We start from the raw sequence: 19,746 nt of genomic DNA on the forward strand, positions 1-19,746 counted from the left end.
GCGCCTCCCGGGGACGGTGTCCGAGCTCGATCCGACAAGACTACGCGCGTCCGGTCAGTGCTCGTGACGCGGTTCGCCCTGGGCGTCGCGGACCACCGGGGCGCCTGCCTGCTCCCAGGCCACCATGCCACCGGTGAGGTTCACCGCCGGCACCCCGGACTGCTCGAGCGCGGCGACGACCCGGGCGGAGCGGGCACCGGAGTGGCAGACGATGATGGCCGGCTGGTCACCGCCGTCGATCTCCCGCCAGCGCGCCACCAGCTCGGACATCGGCACGAGCGTCGCCTGCGGCGCGTGGACCTCGTCCCACTCTCCCTGCTCGCGCACGTCGAACAGGCGCGAACCGGACTCGAGGCGACGGAGCGCCTCGGCGACGTCGACGTCGTCGGCCATCAGACCTCCGCCGCCGCGTCGACCGAGCGCTGCCGCTTCGCCGCGGCGGCCTGCTTCTTCGCGTCCGCCTGCTTGATCTTCGGTTCGTTCTCACGGAGGTGCGCGTACATCGGCGACGCGATGAAGATCGTCGAGTAGGTACCGACGATGATGCCGATGAACAGCGCGAGCGAGATGTCGCGGAGCGTGCCGGCGCCGAGGACGTACGACCCGATGAAGAGGATCGCCGCCACCGGCAGGAGCGCGACGACCGAGGTGTTGATCGACCGGACGAGCGTCTGGTTCACGGCGAGGTTGACCGACTGCACGAACGTGCGGTGGGACTCCTGGCTGGTGTTCTCGCGGACCTTGTCGAACACGACCACCGTGTCGTAGAGCGAGTACCCGAGGATCGTGAGGAAGCCGATCACCGCCGCCGGCGTGACCTCGAGTCCGACGATGCCGTACACGCCCGCCGTGATGAGGAGGTCGTGGAGGAGCGCCACCATGGCGGACACCGACATCTTCCAGGTGCGGAAGTACAGCGCCATGAACACGGCGGCGAGGGCGAGGAAGATCACCAGACCACGGATCGCCTGGGCGAGGACGTCCGCGCCCCACGTCGCACCGATGAAGGTGGCCGCGACCTGGCTGTCCGGGATGTCGTACGCCTTGGCGAGTGCGTCCTGCACCTCGGTGGTCTCACGGTCGGTCAGCTGACCGGTCTGCACGCGGATGCCGTGCGTGCCGAGCTGCGAGACCCGCGGGATGCCGTCCGGGACGATGGACTCCACGGTGCGCGTCGCCACGTTCTGGTCGAGGTTCTTCACGTCGGAGAGCGTGAACTCCGAGCCGCCGGTGAACTCGATGCCGAGCTGGTAGCCGCCGCGCAGCCACGGGACCGCGAGGGAGATCACGATCGCGATGATCGCGACGAGGTACCACGTCTTGCGGCGACCGACGATGTCGTACGAGCGCTTGCCCGTGTACAGGTCGCTGCCGAACTGGCTGAAGCTGGCCATCAGTCGTCCTTCCCGTCCGGCGTCGTGCCGTCCTCGCGCGAGGCCTGCGCGGCCTTCCGCTCCGCGATCGTCTGTCGACGCTGCGCCTCACCCGCGCTGCGCTGCCGCTTGCCGTCCACCACCGGAGCACGGAACTGCGCACGCCCCCGGTAGACGGCGCCGAGGGCGGACGGATCGAGCCCGCTGAACCGGTGCCCCTCGCCGAAGAACCGGCTGCGGGCGATGAGCTGCATCATCGGGTGCGTGAACATCACGACCACGACGACGTCGATCAGGGTCGTCAGGAGGAGCGTGAACGCGAAGCCCTTCACGTCGCTCACCGCGAGGATGTAGAGCACCACGGCGGCGAGGAAGTTGATCGAGTCGGACGCCAGGATGGTGCGCAGCGCACGCTTCCACCCGGCCTCGACCGCGCTCTCGAGCCCGCGGCCGTCACGGAGCTCGTCCCTGATGCGCTCGAAGTAGACGATGAACGAGTCCGCTGTGATGCCGATCGCCACGATGAGACCCGCGACGCCGGCCAGCGAGAGCCGGTAGTCGACGCGCCAGGACATGATCGCGATCACGAGGTAGGTCAGTGCTGCGGCGACGCCGAGCGACAGGACCGTGACGAACGCCAGGGCTCGGTACTGGATGACCGAGTAGATGATCACCAGGATGAGACCGATCAGGCCCGCGACGAGACCGCCGACGAGCTGCGCGGTACCGAGCGTCGCCGAGATGTTCTCGTTCGACTGCACCTGGAAGTTGATCGGCAGGGCACCGTACTTGAGCTGGTCGGCCAGGGTCTTCGCGGACTCGGCCGTGAAGGATCCGGTGATCTGGGCCTTGCCGTTGGTGATCGCGGAGTTCGTCGTCGGCGCGGTGATGACCGAGCCGTCGAGCACGATCGCGAACTGGTTCTGCGGCTGCTGCAGCGAGACCAGGCGGTTCGTGACGGTGCGGAAGTCCTTCGTGCCGGTGCCGTTGAACGTCAGGTTGACCGCCCACTGGCCCGTCGAGGTGCCCTGCGAGTCGGTGGCGAGGCCGGACGTGGCGTTGCTGATGTCCGAACCGGAGACCTCGACCGGCCCGAGGATGTACTTCGCCGCGCCGTCCTGGTCGCAGGTGACGAGGGGTTCGTCGTCGGGCGCGGTCGTGACGTCGTCCGGCGCCTTGCAGTTGTAGTTCGTGTACAGGTCCTGCAGCTTCGGCGTCACCCAGTTGAGGTCACTGGCGTTCGTCGGCTTCGCGCTCGGCGTCGCCGCGAGGGAGGCCGGGGGCGAGTACGGGGTGGGCGATGCCTTCGACGAACCGTCGCCGACGGACGTGTTCGTCGCCGCCTCGGTGTAGAGCACCGGACGGAACGTCAGCTTGGCGGCCGCTTCGATGCGGTCGATCGTCGCCTTGTCGGGCTTGCCCGGGATGGAGACGACGATGTTGTTCGTCCCCTGCGTGTTGATCTGGGACTCCGAGACGCCGGTGGCGTTGATGCGCTGCCGGATGATGTTCACGGCCTGGTTGAGCTGCTGGCTCGTCACCGAGCCGCCCTCGGTGTTCTGGGCAGCGAGGGTCAGCTGCGTGCCGCCCTGGAGGTCCAGGGCCAGCTCCGGGACCCAGCTGGCCCCGGCGAACCACTTCCCGCTGTCGTCCTTGGTCGACCCGGCGAGGATCGACGCCGCGGTGTTCAACCCCGCGAGGACCGCCATCAGGATCACCAACCAGGTGAGCGAGCGGATCGCCTTCTTGACGGGTGTCGATCGTGCCACCGGTCGTCTCGTCTTTCTGTCAGGACCGACGGCGGGAGACCGGCGGCAGGTGTCGCCGCCGGGTCGGTGGACCCGGCGGCCGAGGGGTCAGTCTTCGGTCTTGCGCTTCGCCGCGTCGGTCTCGGCCTGGTCGAGGCGCTCACCGTAGACCGGCTCGCCGTTGAGCTCGACGACGGGCTTCGACGCGGTCGGCTCGTCCTCCGGCGTGGCCGTGGTCGCGATGTCCGACGCGGTGTCGTCGACGACACGGGAGAGCGTCTGACGGTGGACGGTGACGACCGTGCCCGGCGCGATCTCGACGTCGGCGGTGACCTTCTCGTCGTCGACCGACAGGAGCGTGCCGTAGAGGCCGAAGGACAGCATGACGCGCGCACCCGGCACCATCTTGTCGGCGAGTTCGGCCTGCTGCTTCTTGCGCTTGCGGCTGTTGTAGAACATGAAGGCCGCGAACGCCACGACGATGACGATGAGGATGACTTCTTGACCCATGATGCGATGCCTTCTCTGGTTGCTCGGTTTCGGGCCGTAGCAGTCTAGGGCACACATCCGTGCGTGGCGTGTCGCCCCGACCGCGACGGTTCAGTCGGACTCGTCGTCGAAGAGCCCCGGCTGTGCGAGGCTCCCCTGCCCCGGGGTCATGCCGAAGTGACGCCATGCCTGCGGCGTCGTGATCCGGCCGCGCGGGCTGCGGGTGACGAGCCCCACGCGGACGAGGAAGGGTTCGACGACGCTCTCGATGGTCTCGGGTTCCTCACCGACGGAGACGGCCAGCGTGTTCAGTCCCACGGGACCGCCGTCGAAGCGGGTCAGCATCGTCTCGACGACGGCCCGGTCGAGGCGGTCGAGACCGAGCTCGTCGACGTCGTACAGCTCGAGGGCACCCTGCACCGCCGCCATGCCGTCGGACGTGCGGTGGACGAGCGCGTAGTCGCGCACCCGGCGGAGCAGGCGGTTCGCGATGCGCGGTGTCCCCCGCGAGCGTCCGGCGATCTCGCGCAACGCCGACCGGTCGATGTCCAGCTCCAGCAGGTGCGCCGCCCGGATGAGGACCTGCTCGAGCTCGTCCTTCTCGTAGAACTCGAGGTGCGCCGTGAAGCCGAAGCGGTCACGGAGCGGGTTCGGGAGGAGCCCCGCACGGGTGGTGGCCCCGACGAGGGTGAAGGGCGCCAGGTCCAGGGGGATGCTCGTCGCACCCGCTCCCTTGCCGACCATCACGTCGATCCGGAAGTCCTCCATCGCGAGGTAGAGCATCTCCTCCGCGGAGCGGGCCATGCGGTGGATCTCGTCGATGAACAGGACCTCGCCCGGGACGAGCGACGACAGCACCGCGGCGAGGTCGCCGGCGTGCTGGATCGCGGGGCCGCTGGACATCCGCAGGGGACGGCCGGACTCGTGCGCCACGATCATCGCGAGCGTGGTCTTGCCGAGCCCGGGCGGACCCGCCATGAGGATGTGGTCCGGCGTGCGTTCCTGCAGGGCGGCGGCCTTGAGCAACAGGTCGAGCTGGCCCCGCACCTTGCGCTGCCCGACGAACTCGTCGAGCGACTTCGGCCGGAGCGCACCCTCGAAGGCGAGCTCTTCCTGCGACTCGGCGTTCGCGGCCGTGATGCCGCTCACCGGCCGGCCCCGGCGGGACGGAGCGCGCCGAGCGCGGCGCGCAGCAGGGCCTGCGTCCCCATGGCCGCGACCCCGGGTTCGTTCGCGACGGTGTCGTCGACTGCGCGCTGGGCTGCGTCCTCACGCCAGCCCAGCCCGACGAGCGCCGCGACGACGTCGACCGCTGCCGGGTGGGCGGCGGTCCCCGTGGCGGCGACGGCGGGCGCCTGCTCGAACGCTGCGAGCTTGCCGGCCAGCGCCACGATGATGAGCTTCGCCGTCTTCGGGCCGATGCCGGAGACCTTGCGGAAGGCGGCGTCGTCGTCGTTCGCGACGGCGTTCGCGACCTGTGCGGGTGCCATGTGCGCCAGGACGCCCATCGCCGACTTCGGCCCGACGCCCGAGACGCTGCGCAGCAGGTCGAACACCTGCAGGGCGTCGGTCGACTCGAAGCCGAAGAGCAGGTGCTCGTCCTCACGCACGATCATCGCCGTGCGGAGGAACACCTCGGCGCCGTGGCGCATCGTGAGGGCGTGTGCGGGCGTGACGGTGACCGCGTAGCCGACGCCGCCGACCTCGACCACGACGTCGGACCCGGCGATGTCGATGCAGGTGCCCCGGAGACTCGCGATCATGCCCCGAGCCTACGGGCGGCCACCGACGGCGCGGACGAGCCACGCGGTGACCGCGCCGCAGCGGCGGCGGCACGTGCCAGCGGCGAGTCGACCGTCGCGCCCTGCGCGTCGCGCCAGGCCCGCTGCGCCGGCGTGAGGTTCGTCACCCGCGTGCCGACGGCGTCCGGCGACCCGAGCCGCCACGCGTGGCACACGGCCAGCGCCAGCGCGTCGGCGGCGTCGGCGGGTCGGGGCGCCTCGTCGAGTCCGAGCACCCGGGCGATCATCGTCTGGACCTGGCGCTTGTCGGCGTTGCCGTAGCCGGTGACCGCCGCCTTCACCTCGGACGGGGTGTGCAGGCCCACCGGGAGGCCCCGCGCAGCCGCGGCGTGCAGCGCGAGCCCCGCGGCCTGTGCGGTGCCCATCACGGTGCGCACGTTCGCCTGGGCGAAGACGCGCTCGACCGCCACGGCGTCCGGCCGGTGGTCGTCGATCTCCGAGGCGATGCCGTCCGCGATCCGGAGGAGCCGCTGTTCGAGCGCCATGTCCGCCGGTGTGCGCACGACCGTCACGTGGACCAGCCGGGCGCGACGGTTCGGTGCGACCTCGACGATGCCGACGCCGCACCGCGTGAGCCCGGGGTCGACCCCGAGCACGCGCAGCACCGGACTAGTCCTCGTCCTCGTCGAGCTCGGCCTGGACGTCCGCGGGGATGTCGAAGTTCGCGTAGACGTTCTGCACGTCGTCGCTGTCCTCGAGCGCGTCGATCAGCTTGAAGACCTTGCGCGCGGTGTCGGCGTCCACCGGCACCTTCACGCCGGGGACGAACTCGGCGTCGGCGGAGTCGTAGTCGATCCCGGCGTCCTGCAGGGCCGTGCGGGCCGCGACGAGGTCGGTCGCCTCGGTGATGACCTCGAACCCGCCGCCCTGGTCGATGACGTCCTCGACGCCGGCGTCGAGCACGGCACCCATGACGGTGTCCTCGTCGAGGCCGTCGGTCTTCGTGACCGAGATGACGCCCTTGCGCGAGAAGTTGTACGCGACGCTGCCCGGGTCGGCCATGGTGCCGCCGTTGCGGGACATCGCCGTCCGCACCTCGGCCGCGGCACGGTTCTTGTTGTCCGTGAGGCACTCGATGAGCATCGCGACGCCGTTCGGGCCGTAGCCCTCGTACATGATCGTCGTGTACTCGATCGACTCACCGGTCAGGCCGGCGCCGCGCTTGATCGCGCGGTCGATGTTGTCGTTCGGCACCGAGGTCTTCTTCGCCTTCTGCACGGCGTCGACGAGCGTCGGGTTCCCCGACAGGTCGGCGCCGCCCATCTTGGCGGCCACCTCGATGTTCTTGATGAGCTTCGCGAACGACTTGGCACGGCGCTGGTCGATGACGGCCTTCTTGTGCTTGGTCGTTGCCCACTTGGAATGCCCGGACACGGTGCTCCTTGCGTCTTGCGGAAAATCTGACTCAGTCTACTGGCCGGGAGGAACGGATCGCCGCCGCCTCGCGGGTCGCGTCCCCGGGCTGCCGGACCGTCAGGCGCTCCGGACGAGGTCGAGGAAGCGGCGGTGGAAGCGGTCCTCCCCCGCGACCTCCGGGTGGAAGGCGCTGGCGATGACGTTGTCCTGCTGCACCGCGACGACCTGCCCGTCGGACAGCGCTCCGAGGACCTCGACGCCCGGACCGTGCTCCTCGACCACCGGAGCACGGATGAACACCGCGTGCACGGGGGCGTCGCCGAGCGCCGGCATCGGGATGTCGGTCTCGAAGGAGTCGTTCTGGCTGCCGAACGCGTTCCGCCGCACGGTCGTGTCGAGCACGTCGAGCGTCTGCTGCCCCGGGATCCCCGCGGCGATGCGCGACGACAGCATGATCATGCCCGCGCACGTGCCGTAGGTGGGCAGTCCGCCGCGGATCGCCTCGGACAGGGGCTCGGCGACGCCGAACGCCCGCGAGAGCTTGTCCATCACGCTCGACTCGCCGCCCGGGATGACGACGCCGTCGAGCGTCGCGATCTCCTCCGGCCGCCGGAGCGGCACCACGTCGGCGCCGAGTCCGGTCAGGGAGGCGATGTGCTCCCGGAAGTCACCCTGGAGGGCGAGGACCCCGACGCGGGGCCGGGCGTTCACCAGCCGCGCTCGGCGAGACGGTGCGGTGCGGGCACGTCGGCGACGTTGATGCCCACCATCGCCTCGCCCAGGCCGCGCGAGACCTCGGCGATGACCTTCGGGTCGTCGTGGAAGGTGGTGGCCTTCACGATCGCGGCGGCACGCTTGGCCGGGTCGCCCGACTTGAAGATGCCGGAGCCGACGAACACGCCGTCCGCGCCGAGCTGCATCATCATCGCGGCGTCGGCCGGGGTGGCGACACCGCCGGCGGTGAAGAGCACGACGGGGAGCTTGCCGGTCTGCGCCACTTCCTTCACGACGTCGAAGGGGGCCTGCAGCTCCTTCGCGGCGACGTAGAGCTCGTCCTCCTTGAGGTTGCGCAGCGCGGCGATCTCCTTGGTGATCGTACGGATGTGCTTCGTCGCCTCGGAGACGTCCCCGGTGCCGGCTTCGCCCTTGGAGCGGATCATCGCGGCGCCCTCGGTGATGCGACGGAGCGCCTCGCCCAGGTTCGTGGCACCGCACACGAAGGGCGTGGTGAAGTTCCACTTGTCGATGTGGTTGACGTAGTCGGCGGGCGAGAGGACCTCGGACTCGTCGATGTAGTCGACACCGAGCTCCTGCAGCACCTGCGCCTCGACGAAGTGACCGATGCGGGCCTTCGCCATCACGGGGATCGACACCGCTGCGATGATCTCCTCGATCATCGAGGGGTCGGACATGCGGGCGACACCGCCCTGGGCACGGATGTCGGCGGGGACGCGCTCGAGGGCCATGACGGCCGTGGCGCCGGCTTCCTCGGCGATGCGGGCCTGCTCGGCGTCGACGACGTCCATGATGACGCCGCCCTTGAGCATCTCCGCGAGGCCGCGCTTGACGCGGTCGGAGCCGGTGATCGAGGTGCCGGGGGTGCTGCTGCTGTCGCTCATGATGCCGACAGTCTAGTGGTGCCGGGGCCACCCGTCGGCGACGAGTCGGCGGGTCTCGCCGAGCAGCTGCGACATGGACTTCGTGCGGGCGATGATCGGGAAGAAGTTCGAGTCCGAGGCCCAGCGCGGCACGATGTGCTGGTGGAGGTGCGCCGCCACCCCGGCCCCAGCGACCTCGCCCTGGTTCATGCCGATGTTGAACCCGTCGCAGTGCGAGACCGCCCGCAGCACGCGCATCGCCGTCTGGGTGAGCTCGCCCATCTCGCGGGTCTCGTCCGCCGTCGCCTCGTCGTAGAGCGGGACGTGCCGGTACGGGCAGACCAACAGGTGCCCGTTGTTGTACGGGAAGAGGTTGAGCAGGACGTAGGCGTGCTCACCGCGCGCGACGATGAGGGCGTCCTCGTCGGACTTCCGCGGCGCCTCGCAGAACGGGCAGTCGTCCTCGTGACCACGCCCCCGGCCCTCACGCCCGGCGTCGATGTACGCCATCCGGTGCGGGTTCCAGAGCCGCTGGAAGGCGTCCGGGACCGCCGCGCCCGTGGCGGCGTCCCGGATCACCAGCGGGTCCTGCTCGTCGGTCATCAGACCTGCGCGCGGTCGCGGATCGCGGTGAGGATGCGCTCGACCGCCTCGTCCACCGGTACGCCGTTGTCCTGACGGCCGTCGCGGAAGCGGAACGAGACCGCGCCGGCGTCCCGGTCGTCGCCGCCGGCGATGAGCTGGAACGGGACCTTCTGCTTCGTGTGCGTGCGGATCTTCTTCTGCATGCGGTCGTCCGAGTGGTCGACCTCGGCGCGGACACCGTGCGACCGCAGCTTCGCGACGACCTCGTCGAGGTAGTCGCCGTACTCCGCGGCGACCGGGATCGCGACGACCTGCACCGGTGCGAGCCAGGCCGGGAACGCGCCGGCGTAGTGCTCGGTGAGGACGCCGAAGAACCGCTCGATCGTGCCGAACAGGGCGCGGTGGATCATCACCGGGCGCTGGCGGGAACCGTCGGGCGCCGTGTACTCGAGCTCGAAGCGCTCCGGGAGGTTGAAGTCGAGCTGCACGGTCGACATCTGCCACGTGCGGCCGATGGCGTCGCGGGCCTGCACCGAGATCTTCGGGCCGTAGAACGCCGCGCCGGCCGGGTCCGGGACGAGCTCGAGGCCCGATTCTTCGGCGACCTCGCGCAGGGTGTTCGTCGCGACCTCCCACACCGCGTCGTCGCCGACGTACTTCTCCGGGTCCTTCGTGGAGAGCTCGAGGTAGAAGTCGTCGAGGCCGTAGTCGCGGAGGAGCGAGAGCACGAACTGGAGGGTCGTGGTCAGCTCCTCCTTCATCTTCTCCTGGGTGGTGAAGATGTGGGCGTCGTCCTGGGTCATCCCGCGCACCCGGGTGAGGCCGTGGATGACGCCGGACTTCTCGTTGCGGTAGACCGTGCCGAACTCGAACATCCGGAGCGGCAGGTCACGGTAGGACCGGGCCTGCGAGCGGTACGCCAGGATGTGCATCGGGCAGTTCATCGGCTTGAGGTAGTAGTCGGCGCCCTGGCGGGTGACGTTGCCGTCCTCGTCGCGTGCCTCGTCCATGTGCATGGCCGGGAACATGCCGTCCTTGTACCAGCCGAGGTGGCCCGACTGTTCGAACAGGTCGCCCTTGGTGATGTGGGGCGTGTAGACGAAGGAGTAGCCCGCCTGCTCGTGCCGACGGCGCGAGTAGTCCTCCATCTCGCGGCGGATGATGCCGCCCTTCGGGTGGAAGATCGCCAGCCCGGAGCCGATCTCGTCCGGGAACGAGAAGAGGTCGAGCTCGGCGCCGAGCTTGCGGTGGTCGCGCTTCGCGGCTTCCTCGAGCCGCTCGAGGTACGCCTTGAGCTGGTCCTTGTCCGGCCATGCGGTCCCGTAGATGCGCTGCAGCTGCGGGTTCTTCTCGGACCCACGCCAGTACGCCGCGGCGACGCGCATGAGCTTCGACGCGTTGCCGATCCAGCGGGTGTGCGGGACGTGCGGCCCGCGGCAGAGGTCCTGCCAGACGACCTCGCCCGACTTCGGGTCGACGTTCTCGTAGACGGTCAGTTCGCCGGCACCGACCTCGACGCTCTCGCCCGAGTCGCCCTCGGTGGCGGCGCCCTTGAGCCCGATGAGCTCCTGCTTGTAGGGCTCCCCCGCCATGCGCTCGCGGGCCTCTTCGTCGGTGACGACGACACGACGGAAGCGCTGGGCCTGCCGGATGATCCGGTCCATGCCCTTCTCGATGGCCTTGAGGTCCTCGGGGGTGAAGGGCTCGGCGACGTCGAAGTCGTAGTAGTAGCCGTCGGTGACGGGCGGACCGATGCCGAGCTTGGCGTCCGGGTTGATCTGCTGCACGGCCTGCGCGAGCACGTGCGCGGCCGAGTGCCGGAGGATGTCGAGACCGTCCTGCTCGTCCAGCGTCACCGGCTCGACGACGACACCGGCGTCGACCGACGCCGCGAGGTCCTTGAGGACGCCGTCGACACGGATCGCGACGACCCCGCGCACGCCGTCGAAGAGCTCGGTGCCCGTCGTGGTCGTCGTCGCGGTGCGGGGCTCGGGTGCCTGGGGAAGCTCTGCGGGCGGGGCGACTGACTCGGTCACGGTGATGGGACTCCTCGATCGGTGTGGTGCGACAAGACTAGTGCGCGGGGGCGCGCGGGAGCGCTCAGGCGGTGACGGCGCCGAGCGTCTGCACACGCAGGCGCGGCTCGAGACGCTCGCGACCGGCGAGTCCGTCGAGCTCCAGCAGCGCGGCGAAGCCGATCGCCTCGTACCCAGCACGCTCGAGCAGGGTGACGGTCGCGGCCGCGGTGCCCCCGGTCGCGAGGACGTCGTCGACCACCAGCACCCGCGTCCCCGCGGGGAGCTGGCCCGGGCGGAGCTCGAGCTCGGCCTCCCCGTACTCCAGCGCGTACTGCTCGCTGAGGACCTCGCCCGGCAGCTTGCCCGCCTTGCGCACGGTGAGGACGCCGACCTGGTGCTGGGCCGCGATGCCGCCCGCGAGCGCGAAGCCGCGCGCCTCGATGCCGGCGACGGCGGCGAAGCCGTCACCGATCGCGAAGGGCGCCGCGAGCGCCTCGCACACCCGCCCGAAGGCGACCGCGTCGGAGAACACCGGGGTGACGTCGCGGAACAGGATCCCCGGCGAGGGGAAGTCCGGGACGATGGCAGTCAGGCGTTCGACGAGGGCAGCTGCGGTTTCGGTCACCCGACAACGGTACGGGAGGCGCGGCGTGGGTCGGGCACCCGGCCCGGCTCGACCAGCGCCCTCCGACGGCGGGTCGCCGCGGACCACAGGGTGCTGCGGCCGAGGCGACCCGCCACCGGGGATGCGGTCAGCGCCAGAGGCGCAGGGCGGCGGTCTGGAGCAGCCAGGCGGCCTCCCGCGCCTCGCGCTCCCGGTCGAGCCGGAGCCGCGTCCGGTGGTCGACGACGGGACGCTCGCGGCGGGTCCGGCGACTCCAGATGATGAGGGACATGCCGACGCGGAGCGCGATGCGGTCGGACAGTGACACCCGCGAGCGCACCGCGCGGGTATCGGGAGGGCGGACAGGGGTCTTCGTCGACATGGTGGTGCCTTTCAGGGCGTGACGTACTGCGCGGGCAGGACGGTGCCGCCCGGAACGCGGGCAGCGGTGATGAATGCGTGAGAATGCATTCCGCAATGACGTCGGGAATGCCGACGGAGCGGAACGGAATTGCTGCCGATGCGGAAGAGCGTCGCACCAGCCACCGACATTCCCGTCCCTGCGCCACGCACGATCGGACGCCACCCACGGGGGTGACGCGACGAGCGCGATCGGTGGTCGTTCCCGGCGTCGTCGCGCGAGATCGGACTCAGCGCGGACGCTTCAGGACAGGGATGTCGACGGGTGTGGGACGCCCCGCGTCAGCGGACCCGGATGAGGGAGCCGCTGAACACACGGATTCCGCGGAACGGCGTCGTCGTGGTGATGAACATGTCAGGCCCCCTTTCGGTCTCGTGCTGACGTGTCGATTGCTGCTCGTGCACACTATCGACTCGGACAATGTCCGCGCAACCCTTTTCGACAATTCTTCTGAGCGGCATTCTGCGACGGGCGCTGCCGATGCCGTCGCACGCGAGAACGCCCCGGTGTCCGTGAGGACCCCGGGGCGTTCCGACTGCGGTCGGGTCAGACCGCCGCTGCCACCCCTGCGGTCGCCTGCAGCCCACCCTCGACCACGTCGATCCGGACGGTGTCGCCGTCCGTCACGGCGTCGTCGACGACGAGGGAGGCGATGCGGTCGTCGACCTCGCGCTGGATGAGACGGCGCAACGGCCGGGCGCCGTACTCCGGCTCGTACCCGTGCTCGGCGAGCCACCCCACGGCGGCGTCCGACACCGACAGCGTCATGCCCTGGGCGAGCAGGCGGAGTGCGGTGTCCTGCAGCAGCAGGTCGACGATCGACCGCAGCTGCGTCGGCTCGAGCTTGCGGAACAGCACGATGTCGTCGATGCGGTTGATGAACTCCGGCCGCATGGACTCGCGCAGCTTGCCCATCACCCGGGCGCGGAGGTCGTCGTCCGAGTAGCCGCCGTCCGCCGACGCGGAGAAGCCGAGTGCGCCGGAGCGCGACGCGAGGAACTCCGAGCCGATGTTCGACGTCATGATGACGACCGTGTTCCGGAAGTCGACCGTGCGACCCTGACCGTCCGTCAGACGCCCGTCGTCGAGCACCTGCAGCAGCAGGTTGAACACGTCCGGGTGGGCCTTCTCGACCTCGTCGAGGAGCACGACGGAGTACGGGTTGCGGCGGACGCGCTCGGTGAGCTGCCCGGCCTCGTCGTAGCCGACGTACCCCGGAGGGGCACCGACCAGCCGCGAGACGGTGTGGCGTTCGCCGAACTCGCTCATGTCGAAGCGCAGCATCGCCGACTCGTCGCCGAACAACGACACCGCCAGGGCCTTGGCCAGCTCGGTCTTGCCGACACCCGTCGGGCCGAGGAACAGGAAGCTGCCGACGGGGCGACGAGGGTCACCCATGCCGGTCCGGTTGCGCCGGACCGCGGTCGCGATGGCGCGCACGGCGTCGTCCTGGCCGACGACGCGCTCGTGGAGCTCCTCCTCGAGTGCGGCGAGACGGGAGCGGTCGCCTCCGGACAGACGGGTCGCCGGGATGCCGGTGGCGCGCGACACCACGGCCGCGATGTCGTCCTCCGTGATCGAGGTGCCCACCTGCTCCTGACGGGAGGCGCGACCTGCGTCCGCCTCCGAGGCGGCGGTGATCCGCGCCTCCAGTCCGTCGATCTCGTCGCGGAGACGCGACGCCTCCTCGTAGTGCTCCTCGGCCACCGCCGCGTCCTTCGACGCGGTCAGCGTCGCGATCTGCGCGCGGAGGGCGTCGACGTCCACGTCGCCCGACAGCGCGAGGCGACGGCGGGCGCCGGCCTGGTCGATGAGGTCGATGGCCTTGTCGGGCAGGTGCCGGTCGGTCACGTAGCGGTGCGACAGCACGACGGCGGCGCGGAGGGCGTCCTCGGTGTAGGTCACCCCGTGGTGCTCGGCGTACCGCGGAGCGAGCCCGGTGAGGATGGCCACGGCGTCCTCGACGCTCGGCTCCCCCACCGTCACGGGCTGGAAGCGACGCTCGAGTGCGGCGTCCTTCTCGATCCGGCGGTACTCGTTCAGCGTCGTCGCGCCGACCATGTGCAGGTCGCCGCGGGCGAGGCGGGGCTTGAGGATGTTGCCGGCGTCCATCGAGCCGCCCTCACCGCCGCCACCGGCGCCGACGACGGTGTGGAGTTCGTCGACGAAGACGATGAGCTCGTCGGCGTGCGCCGCGATCTCGTCCATGGCCTTCGTCAGGCGCTCCTCGAAGTCGCCGCGGTAGCGCGTGCCGGAGAGCATGCCGGCGAGGTCGAGCGCGACGACGCGCTTGCCCTGGAGCAGCGAGGGGACGTCGCCGTCCGCGATGCGCTGGGCGAGGCCCTCCACGATCGCGGTCTTGCCGACACCGGGCTCGCCGATGAGGACGGGGTTGTTCTTGGTGCGCCGCAGCAGGATCTCGACGGTCTGCTCGATCTCGTCGGCGCGGCCGATCACCGGGTCGATGCGGCCGTCGCGGGCGCGCTCGGTGAGGTCGGTGCCGAACTGGTCGAGCGTCGGGGTGTCGGAATCGCTGCGGGCCTGGTCGGCCTCGGTGGTGCCGGGCATGGGTCGCCCCTCTCGTGCTGCTGCCGCGGCCTGCTGGGCGTAGTCCTGCATGACCTGCGGGGTGACGCCGGCGCTCGCGAGCAACTGCCCGGTGACGGTGTCCTGGTCCATGACGAGCGCGAAGAAGACGTGCTCGGGGTCGGTGTACGTGCTGCCGAAACCGCGGGCGGCCTGGGTGGCCTCGAGCAGGATGCGCTGCGCGGTGCCGGTGAGTGCCGGGCGACCGGTGGGCTCGCCCTGCGGCTCACGGGCGACCGGGAGGCGCTGCTCGATCTCGTCGGCGAGCTGCTCCGGGTCGACGCCGGCCTGACGGACGACGGCGGTGAAGGGGTCGGTGCGGACGAGCACGTGCAGGATGTGCAGTGCGTCGACCTCGTGCTGGCCCTGCTCGACCGCGTACTGGGCGGTGCGCTGGAGCAGCTCGTGGGTACGCCGGCTGAGGAGCCGGGTGATGTCGACCGGGCGTCCCAGCGGTACGGATCGCTGGGCCCCGGTGTCCTGTGCCGCGAGCAGACGTGCGAGGAACTCGTCGAACGAGTCGTTGCCGCCGGTCGGGCCGAACGTTGCTGGCAAAGGGACCTCCTGGGAACTTGAGTGCCTTCGACTCAATGCAACGCAGGAGGGGCCGGGTCATTCCCGGTCGTGGAAGAAACTTGCGGCGGCTCGACTCAAGCCCGGGCGATGGGCGCCGAAGTGGCCTCCGTCACCCGCACGAGGTCGGCCGGCGCGACCTCGATGTCGAAGCCGCGACGGCCGCCGGACACGAAGATGCTCGGGTACGCCAGGGCGGACTCGTCGAGCACCGTGCGCAGGCGTGTCCGCTGGCCCACCGGGCTGATGCCGCCGACGACGTAGCCGGTGCGCTTCTCCGCCAGGGCCGGGTCCGCCAGCGTCGCCTTCTTCCCACCGACGGCCGCCGCGATGGCCTTGAGGTCGAGTCGGTTCGACACGGGCACGATCGCCACGGCGAGGGCGCCGTCGACGGACACCACGAGGGTCTTGAACACCTGCTCCTGCCGGAGCCCGAGGGCCGCCGCCGCCTCCTCGCCGAAGTTCGTGGCGGTCTCGTGGTGCTCGTACACGTGCGGCGTGTACGGGACCCCGGCACGCTCGAGGGCGACGGTCGCTGGGGTGCTCGGCGAACCTGCGGTCATGGGCACGATCCTGCCCTGACCAGCCACTTCGGCCGCGACGGCACGCGGGCGATACCCTGAACGGACCATGACCGTCGTCGAGCTGCTCCTGCGCGTCACCGCCGCGCTGGTCCTCGGCGACCCCTCGGTCGCGGCCGTCCCCCTCCTCGCGGCGGCAGCGGTCGGGATCACCGCCGTGGCCGTCGCGGTCCTCGTCGCCGCCGTGCTCGCGCTCGTGCTCGGACTGCTGCCCGTGCCCCGGGTCGCGGCCGCGCGTGCCTCGGTCGACCTGGCCACGAGGATCGCGTGGAGCCACCCGGACGCCGACGGGCACGCCCGACCGCGGGCACCGGGAGCCGTCGCCCCGGCCTGACCACCGACCGGTGGCCGGGCCGCACACGCGACCCCTCCCGCCGAACCGATCGGAACGTCATGGACCTCACCACCCTGCCCGTCATCGCGCCGCTGCTGCACGGCGGCGCCGGACTCGTCGCCGCGACCACCGCGGCGCTCACCCCGCTCGCCGGGGGCCTCGCCGCGGCCGCCGCCGTCGTGCTGCTCACCCTCGCGGTGCGAGCCGTGCTCCTCCCGCTCGCCGTGCTGCAGGTGCGCGCCGAACGTGACCGACGGCGGCTCGCCCCGCAGATCACCGCGCTCCGGAAGCGGTACGGCAAGGACGCGGAACGCCTGCAGCGCGCGATGCAGGAGCTCTACACGAACGAGAAGGTGTCACCGCTCGCCGGATGCCTGCCGGTGCTCGCGCAGGCCCCGGTGCTCTCGCTCGTGTACACGCTGTTCACGCACGCCACGATCGACGGCGCGACGAACACCCTGCTCGCGGCGACGCTCGCGGGCGTCCCGCTCGGCCACTCGCTCGTGGCCGTGCTCACCTCGCCGCTCTGGGCGCACGCCTGGGTCGTCCTGCTGCTGCTCGCCGTGCTCGCCGTGGTGGTCGAGGCCACCCGGCGGGCGAACCTGCGATGGAACCCCGCCGCCGTGCCGGACGCCGGGGTGCCGGGCGGCGCAGCGATGGCGTCGATAGGTCGGTTCGCACCGTTCGTCACGGTGGTGTTCGCGGCGATCGCGCCCCTCGCCGCAGCGCTCTACGTCGTCACGAGTGCCGGGTGGACGCTCGGTGAGCGCGCGGTGCTCCGGCGCGTCATCGCCTGACACGCGCGCCGTCGCCCGGCGCCCGCCCTCCGCCCGCCGGTGTCAGCCGCCCTGCCCTTCCTGCTGGGGGCCCTGGTCGACGGGGTCGTACTCGGTGCCGCGCCCCTGCTCCTCCTCCGGGAGCGGGACGTGCCGCTCGGTGCCCGATCCACCCGGGCTCGTCGCCACGTAGTCGGCCTCGCCGGACTGCGTGTCGTGGCTCAGCGGCTCGAGGGTCTCCGGATCGGGATCGCGCTTGTCGCTCATCACACCCGTCTACGCCCCACGAACTGGGCGCGCGCCGACCCGGAGGCGGTGGGACGATGAGCAGGACAGTGCGACCGGACCGGGAGTGCACATGGCCGACGACGACGTGGCAGCAGAGCGAGCACGGCTCGAGGCGATCGCCTGGGGCGGTGCGACTTCCGATGCGGAGGCAGCCGAGGCCCGGGCCGCGCTCGAACAGCTCGGTCGACACCGGCGGCACCACGCTCCCGCCGCTCCCGCTCCCGCTCTCGAGCGGGCCGTACCGACGCCGGGCCCCACCGGCGCGGACGAGCACGATGAGCCGGGTGGGGACGAGACCACGGTGACCCACGCCGACGGGGCCGAACCGCGCCTCCCGGGCCACGACCGGACCGCGCGCGCTCCCTGGATGGGCCGACCACGGATCTGGATCACGCTCGGCGTCGCGGCCGCCGTGGGCGTCGCGTTCGCGGCCGGGACGGTCGTCGGGACCTCGCGCCCGGACACGGCGGCAGCCCCGAGCGTCACGCCGAGCGCCGGCACGATCACGCTGGAGGACCTGCTCGACGAGCCGCAGACCTACGCGGACCAGCTGCCGGGACCGGTCGAGGCGCCCGTGAGCCTGCGGACGACCCGGTTGATCTTCACGAACCGCGAGCTGGACGGCGGTTCACTCCAGACGCCGTGGGCCGTGTGGGCGGGCGTCGGGACGGACCGTTCGACGATCTGCCTGGTGGCGACCGCGAACCGCCTGGAGTCGACCTCCGCCTGCTACCCCCGGGCGGACGCGCTGCACGGCTCGGTGTCGCTGTCGGCGCAGTCGATGAGCGGCACGTTGACGCTGACGCTCCGCGGCGGAGGCGTACAGGGCACCGTGACCAACGAGAACTGATCGGGAATGCCTCGGTCCCACCGCCGTTGGAGCGCTCCGAGGACTTTCACGGCCAACGCTCTCGCGTCGCCCGGACGGGGCGTGCAACACTGGAAGAGCGCACTCGCCGTGGAGTCGTACCCACAACCCACACACCACAGCGAGCGCGCATCGTCGACCGGCACCCACCGGACGAGTCGTCGTCACGTCACGACGGCACCGACGCGCGCTCCACCGTTCCCCGGAGGAGGTCAGCACCGTGTCCACCAACACCACCACCTCGGCCGTGTCGACGAACACGCGGCCGATCACCGTCACCACCCGTTCGATCGTCGGCATCGCCGTGCTCGGTCTCGCGACGTTCTTCGCGATCACGACGGAGCTCATGCCCGTCGGGCTGCTCGGCACAATGAGTGCCGACCTCGGCGTGTCCGAGTCGACCATGGGCATCGTCGTCACCGTCTACGCCGCGGCCGTGGCGATCCTGGCGCTCCCCTTGACGTCCCTCACCGCCCGGCTGCCGCGCAAGGCGGTCCTCGTGTCGACGCTCGTCGGCTACGCGGTGTCGAACGTGATGATCGCGCTCGCGCCCTCGTTCGCGGTCGTCTGCGCCGGCCGGGTGGTCGGCGGTGTCGCCCACGCACTGTTCTTCTCCGTGGCCTCGGCGTACGCCACCCGGATCGTGCCGCCGCGGCTCGCCGGCCGGGCGATCGCGTTCGTCTACTCCGGCAGCTCCCTCGGGTTCGTCATCGGCGTCCCCGTCGCGACCTGGGCCGCGCAGTCGGTCGGCTGGCGTCCCGCCGTCGGCGCCGTCGCCGTCGCGGCCGCCACCCTCGCCGTCGTCGCGCTGCTCTTCCTGCCGAGTGTCCGCGGTGCGTCGTCGCCGCACATCGGCTCGCCTCGTGCATGGGCACGGACGGGGCTGCTCTCGGTCGTGGTCGCCGACCTGCTGCTGTTCGCCGGCCACTACGTCGTGTACACGTACATCGGCCCGTACGCGGTCGATGCCGGACTCGCCTCCGGCATGGTGAGCGGGGCGCTCCTGCTGCTCGGCGGCACGGGCGTGGTGGGGCTCTGGCTCGCCGGGACGTTCGTCGACCGTGCCCCGCGGCAGACCCTCATCGCTGCCGTCGCCGTGATGGCCGGCGCACTCGCGGCGCTGCCGTTCGTGCACGGGTCCCTGCTCGGCACGATGGTCGTCGCCGGCCTCTGGATGGCGGCGAACGGCACGACGGGCACGCTCTTCATGGCGGCGGCGATCCGGACCGGCGGCGTCTCGCCCGACATCGCGGGAGCGCTGGTCAACGGCGCGTCGAACATCGGCATCGCGGCCGGCGCGGCGATCGGCGGCCAGGCGCTCGGCACGATCGGGTTGCAGTCCGTGCCGTTCGCCGGTGCCGCGGTGCTGCTCGGGTCGCTCGGCGTGGTCGTCGCGGCGCGTCGGGGCTTCCCGGTGCACTCGCACCACCAGGAGCACCTGTCGACATCGTCGATCGAGGCGATCACGTCGTCGCTCGCGGTGGTCACGACGTCGGTGCCGGTGGTGTCGCGTGCGCTACAGACCCTGACCGGGTCGGTCGCGGTGGCCACGGCGTCCGTGCCGACGCAGCGGCGCCGCTGAGGCACGCGCGCACGCGCTCGCCTTCGCGAGTGTGCCCGATCCGTCACTCTCGGCCTCGGGAAGCGGCGCTTCGTGGCCCTTCGGCGACACGCACGCGGCGTGTCGTGCACCCTCGGGAGCGCTGGCGGAGTCCGGCGAGGCGGGACCGGCAGCGCGGCGGGGCG

At 71.2% G+C, this 19,746-nt stretch carries 21 protein-coding genes; 4 read left to right on the top strand and 17 right to left on the bottom strand.

Annotation, left to right across the window (positions count from 1 at the left end; translation table 11 throughout):
• Positions 1-54: 54 nt before the first annotated feature.
• From ACTJKO_RS03610 to ybaK, 16 genes are all read right to left on the bottom strand, one after another.
• Positions 55-393 (bottom strand): rhodanese-like domain-containing protein, encoded by a 339-nt coding sequence (locus ACTJKO_RS03610; protein WP_440685744.1) that lies wholly within the window; start codon positions 391-393, stop codon positions 55-57.
• Complete coding sequence (secF, locus tag ACTJKO_RS03615; RefSeq protein WP_440685746.1) at positions 393-1,394, bottom strand: protein translocase subunit SecF; 1,002 nt, start codon at positions 1,392-1,394, stop codon at positions 393-395. The genes ACTJKO_RS03610 and secF overlap by 1 nt, the downstream gene beginning before the upstream one ends.
• On the bottom strand, positions 1,394-3,142 hold the full coding sequence (gene secD / locus ACTJKO_RS03620) for a protein translocase subunit SecD (RefSeq protein ID WP_440685748.1): 1,749 nt from the start codon (positions 3,140-3,142) through the stop codon (positions 1,394-1,396). Before secD ends, secF begins: the two co-directional genes overlap by 1 nt.
• A gap of 87 nt (positions 3,143-3,229) precedes the next feature.
• Complete coding sequence (locus tag ACTJKO_RS03625; protein WP_440685750.1) at positions 3,230-3,631, bottom strand: preprotein translocase subunit YajC; 402 nt, start codon at positions 3,629-3,631, stop codon at positions 3,230-3,232.
• A gap of 90 nt (positions 3,632-3,721) precedes the next feature.
• Positions 3,722-4,759, bottom strand: a complete 1,038-nt coding sequence (gene ruvB / locus ACTJKO_RS03630; protein WP_440685752.1) for a Holliday junction branch migration DNA helicase RuvB — start codon at positions 4,757-4,759, stop codon at positions 3,722-3,724.
• Positions 4,756-5,373 (bottom strand): Holliday junction branch migration protein RuvA, encoded by a 618-nt coding sequence (ruvA, locus tag ACTJKO_RS03635; RefSeq protein ID WP_440685754.1) that lies wholly within the window; start codon positions 5,371-5,373, stop codon positions 4,756-4,758. Before ruvA ends, ruvB begins: the two co-directional genes overlap by 4 nt.
• Complete coding sequence (ruvC, locus tag ACTJKO_RS03640; RefSeq protein WP_440685926.1) at positions 5,370-6,014, bottom strand: crossover junction endodeoxyribonuclease RuvC; 645 nt, start codon at positions 6,012-6,014, stop codon at positions 5,370-5,372. Before ruvC ends, ruvA begins: the two co-directional genes overlap by 4 nt.
• A gap of 7 nt (positions 6,015-6,021) precedes the next feature.
• Complete coding sequence (locus tag ACTJKO_RS03645) at positions 6,022-6,786, bottom strand: YebC/PmpR family DNA-binding transcriptional regulator (RefSeq protein WP_440685756.1); 765 nt, start codon at positions 6,784-6,786, stop codon at positions 6,022-6,024.
• Between the two features lie 99 nt (positions 6,787-6,885).
• Positions 6,886-7,482, bottom strand: coding sequence for a pyridoxal 5'-phosphate synthase glutaminase subunit PdxT (pdxT, locus tag ACTJKO_RS03650; protein WP_440685928.1), 597 nt, complete (start codon positions 7,480-7,482; stop codon positions 6,886-6,888).
• Positions 7,476-8,387 (bottom strand): pyridoxal 5'-phosphate synthase lyase subunit PdxS, encoded by a 912-nt coding sequence (gene pdxS / locus ACTJKO_RS03655; RefSeq protein WP_440685758.1) that lies wholly within the window; start codon positions 8,385-8,387, stop codon positions 7,476-7,478. Before pdxS ends, pdxT begins: the two co-directional genes overlap by 7 nt.
• 12 nt (positions 8,388-8,399) lie before the next feature.
• Positions 8,400-8,969 (bottom strand): HIT family protein, encoded by a 570-nt coding sequence (locus ACTJKO_RS03660; RefSeq protein ID WP_440685760.1) that lies wholly within the window; start codon positions 8,967-8,969, stop codon positions 8,400-8,402.
• A complete protein-coding gene (thrS, locus tag ACTJKO_RS03665) occupies positions 8,969-10,987 on the bottom strand; it encodes a threonine--tRNA ligase (RefSeq protein ID WP_440685762.1) in 2,019 nt (672 codons plus the stop codon). The genes ACTJKO_RS03660 and thrS overlap by 1 nt, the downstream gene beginning before the upstream one ends.
• Positions 10,988-11,051: 64 nt before the next feature.
• Complete coding sequence (locus tag ACTJKO_RS03670; protein ID WP_440685764.1) at positions 11,052-11,594, bottom strand: adenine phosphoribosyltransferase; 543 nt, start codon at positions 11,592-11,594, stop codon at positions 11,052-11,054.
• 127 nt (positions 11,595-11,721) lie between these two features.
• Positions 11,722-11,901 (bottom strand): hypothetical protein, encoded by a 180-nt coding sequence (locus tag ACTJKO_RS03675; protein WP_440685766.1) that lies wholly within the window; start codon positions 11,899-11,901, stop codon positions 11,722-11,724.
• 639 nt (positions 11,902-12,540) lie between these two features.
• Positions 12,541-15,135 (bottom strand): ATP-dependent Clp protease ATP-binding subunit, encoded by a 2,595-nt coding sequence (locus tag ACTJKO_RS03680; RefSeq protein ID WP_440685768.1) that lies wholly within the window; start codon positions 15,133-15,135, stop codon positions 12,541-12,543.
• Between the two features lie 95 nt (positions 15,136-15,230).
• On the bottom strand, positions 15,231-15,716 hold the full coding sequence (gene ybaK / locus ACTJKO_RS03685; RefSeq protein ID WP_440685770.1) for a Cys-tRNA(Pro) deacylase: 486 nt from the start codon (positions 15,714-15,716) through the stop codon (positions 15,231-15,233).
• A 67-nt stretch (positions 15,717-15,783) separates the two neighbouring features.
• Here ybaK and ACTJKO_RS03690 point away from each other — a divergent pair, with 67 nt between their 5' ends.
• Complete coding sequence (locus ACTJKO_RS03690) at positions 15,784-16,068, top strand: DUF6412 domain-containing protein (protein WP_440685772.1); 285 nt, start codon at positions 15,784-15,786, stop codon at positions 16,066-16,068.
• A gap of 59 nt (positions 16,069-16,127) precedes the next feature.
• Positions 16,128-16,865, top strand: a complete 738-nt coding sequence (locus ACTJKO_RS03695; protein WP_440685774.1) for a YidC/Oxa1 family membrane protein insertase — start codon at positions 16,128-16,130, stop codon at positions 16,863-16,865.
• A 42-nt stretch (positions 16,866-16,907) separates the two neighbouring features.
• On the opposite strand, the gene ACTJKO_RS03700 is transcribed toward ACTJKO_RS03695, so the two are convergent.
• On the bottom strand, positions 16,908-17,111 hold the full coding sequence (locus ACTJKO_RS03700) for a hypothetical protein (protein ID WP_440685776.1): 204 nt from the start codon (positions 17,109-17,111) through the stop codon (positions 16,908-16,910).
• A gap of 91 nt (positions 17,112-17,202) precedes the next feature.
• On the opposite strand from ACTJKO_RS03700, the gene ACTJKO_RS03705 reads away from it, so the two are divergent.
• Positions 17,203-17,982 carry a hypothetical protein gene (locus ACTJKO_RS03705; RefSeq protein WP_440685778.1) on the top strand — a complete coding sequence of 260 codons (780 nt, stop codon included), beginning with the start codon at positions 17,203-17,205 and terminating at the stop codon, positions 17,980-17,982.
• 238 nt (positions 17,983-18,220) lie between these two features.
• Positions 18,221-19,582, top strand: coding sequence for an MFS transporter (locus tag ACTJKO_RS03710; RefSeq protein ID WP_440685780.1), 1,362 nt, complete (start codon positions 18,221-18,223; stop codon positions 19,580-19,582).
• Positions 19,583-19,746 lie beyond the last annotated feature (164 nt).

This window comes from Curtobacterium sp. 22159, assembly GCF_052045775.1.
In the GTDB taxonomy this organism is placed as follows: Bacteria; Actinomycetota; Actinomycetes; order Actinomycetales; family Microbacteriaceae; genus Curtobacterium.

Coding starts and splice junctions, on each gene's coding strand:
- ACTJKO_RS03700 (WP_440685776.1), bottom strand. CDS start 17,111: ATGAGCGACAAGCGCGATCCCGATCCGGAGACCCTCGAGCCGCTGAGC.
- ACTJKO_RS03625 (WP_440685750.1), bottom strand. CDS start 3,631: ATGGGTCAAGAAGTCATCCTCATCGTCATCGTCGTGGCGTTCGCGGCC.
- secF (WP_440685746.1), bottom strand. CDS start 1,394: ATGGCCAGCTTCAGCCAGTTCGGCAGCGACCTGTACACGGGCAAGCGC.
- ybaK (WP_440685770.1), bottom strand. CDS start 15,716: ATGACCGCAGGTTCGCCGAGCACCCCAGCGACCGTCGCCCTCGAGCGT.
- pdxS (WP_440685758.1), bottom strand. CDS start 8,387: ATGAGCGACAGCAGCAGCACCCCCGGCACCTCGATCACCGGCTCCGAC.
- ACTJKO_RS03705 (WP_440685778.1), top strand. CDS start 17,203: ATGGCCGACGACGACGTGGCAGCAGAGCGAGCACGGCTCGAGGCGATC.
- ACTJKO_RS03610 (WP_440685744.1), bottom strand. CDS start 393: ATGGCCGACGACGTCGACGTCGCCGAGGCGCTCCGTCGCCTCGAGTCC.
- ACTJKO_RS03690 (WP_440685772.1), top strand. CDS start 15,784: ATGACCGTCGTCGAGCTGCTCCTGCGCGTCACCGCCGCGCTGGTCCTC.
- ACTJKO_RS03695 (WP_440685774.1), top strand. CDS start 16,128: ATGGACCTCACCACCCTGCCCGTCATCGCGCCGCTGCTGCACGGCGGC.
- ACTJKO_RS03660 (WP_440685760.1), bottom strand. CDS start 8,969: ATGACCGACGAGCAGGACCCGCTGGTGATCCGGGACGCCGCCACGGGC.
- ruvA (WP_440685754.1), bottom strand. CDS start 5,373: ATGATCGCGAGTCTCCGGGGCACCTGCATCGACATCGCCGGGTCCGAC.